This is a genomic window from Azospirillum formosense (assembly GCF_013340925.1).
GTDB classification, from domain to species: domain Bacteria; phylum Pseudomonadota; class Alphaproteobacteria; order Azospirillales; family Azospirillaceae; genus Azospirillum; species Azospirillum formosense.
This window is the reverse complement of record NZ_WHOR01000483.1, coordinates 1-1,632: the sequence shown is the minus strand read 5'-3', so window position 1 is coordinate 1,632 and position 1,632 is coordinate 1. Positions and strand designations below refer to the sequence as shown.

At 71.0% G+C, this 1,632-nt stretch carries 2 protein-coding genes; one reads left to right on the top strand and one right to left on the bottom strand.

Features of this window, described 5'->3' with window-relative positions:
- Nucleotides 1-231 precede the first annotated feature (231 nt).
- Nucleotides 232-549, top strand: coding sequence for a quaternary ammonium compound efflux SMR transporter SugE (sugE, locus tag GBZ26_RS29260; protein ID WP_174441782.1), 318 nt, complete (start codon nucleotides 232-234; stop codon nucleotides 547-549).
- A 13-nt stretch (nucleotides 550-562) separates the two neighbouring features.
- Here sugE and GBZ26_RS29255 read toward each other — a convergent pair.
- The coding region (locus tag GBZ26_RS29255; RefSeq protein WP_345772087.1) for an SDR family oxidoreductase at nucleotides 563-1,632 on the bottom strand (1,070 nt) is incomplete at its 5' end.

Sequence of the window (1,632 nt, the reverse complement as noted above, 5' to 3'; positions counted from 1 at the left end):
CTGGCCACCACCATGACCCTGCCCCTGGACGACCGCCGCTGCCCCCGTCGCGAGGTCGCCATGCTGTGCGAAACCGACAGCGGCCATCGCTGGGACGGGGCTTGACCGGACTGCCCGAATTCCCATATCCCGGTCGCCCTCCCGTGAGGACGACCTCACCGCGGCGCACCCATTTCGGGCGCGGGGAGTTCGGCGGGGACGACCCTGCCTCCAATCCATCGGAGGTGTTCCGTGTCCTGGGTCATCCTGTTCTTCGCCGGCCTCTTCGAAATCGGCTGGGCCGTCGGCCTGAAGCAGACGGAAGGTTTCACCCGCCCCATTCCCACCGCCCTGACCGTCGCCTCGATGGTCATCAGCCTCGCCCTGCTGGGGATGGCGTTGAAGTCGCTGCCGCTCGGCACCGCCTACGCCGTGTGGACCGGCATCGGAACGGTCGGCACTGTCGTCCTAGGAATTTTGCTTTACGGGGAATCCGCCGACATCCTGCGGCTCGGCTGCATCGCGCTGATCGTGGCGGGCATCCTCGGGCTGAAGCTGATCACGCCCTGACCCTCCGCCGCCATCAGGCGCGTTCCTTGCGCAGGGCCGCGCGCGCCACGTAGCCGATTCCTCCGGCCAAGGCCAGGCCGGCGAGGATGGCGAGGCCGCGCGCCGCGGTTCCCGTGGTGCTGAGCGAGAGGCGTTCCTCCTGCCCGGTGAAGCGTCCGTGCGTGCGGTGCAAGCCGGGCACCGGTTCGAACAGATTGTCGGGCCGGCCCGGCGCTTCCGTTTCCTCCGTCTCCTGCCCTTCGAAGGCGGTGAAGGCCACCCGGTAATCGGCGTAGGCGGGCAGCGCCTGGGTGCCAAGGATGGCCTCGGCGGTGGTGAAGCCCAGCCAGTGCTCGCGCTTGGGGTCCGCCGCGGCCCGGACGATGGCGCGGCCGATGTCGTCCGGGTCGAAGATGGCCCCGACCGGCTTCGCCCGGCGCGGCATGTGGCTGCGCGCCCAGTCGAACTGCGGCGTGTTGACGGCGGGCAGATGGACCATGGTCACTTGCAGGCGGCTGCCGTCGTGGATCAGTTCGGAGCGCAAGCTGTCGATGAAGCCGCGGATGGCGCTCTTGGCCCCGCAATAGGCCGCCTGGAGCGGGATGGAGCGGTAGGCCAGCGCCGACCCGACCTGGAGGATGAGGCCGCGGTCGCGCGGCAACATGCGGCGCAGCGCCGCCATTGTGCCGTGGACGGAGCCGAGATAGGTGACCTCGGTCACCCGCCGGACCTCCTCGGGCGTCAGGTCGCGGATGCGCCCGAACACCGTCACCATGGCGTTGTTGACCCAGACGTCGATGGGACCGAGCGCCCGCTCGGCCTCATCGGCGGCGGCCTCCACCGCCTCGGCGTCGGCCACGTCGGCGGGCAGCACCAGCGCCGTGCCGCCGAGCCGTTCGACTTCCGCCGCCACCGCCTCCAGCGCGTCGCGGGAGCGGGCGATCAACCCGACCGCAGCACCCCATTCCCGCGCGAAGGCAAGGGCCGTCGCCCGACCGACCCCGGCGGACGCTCCGGTGACGACGACGACGGGCCGGTTCCGACCGGCAATGGGGCTGGTGGGCATGGCGGCGGGGCTCCATGGGCTGGGACGGGAATCGACGC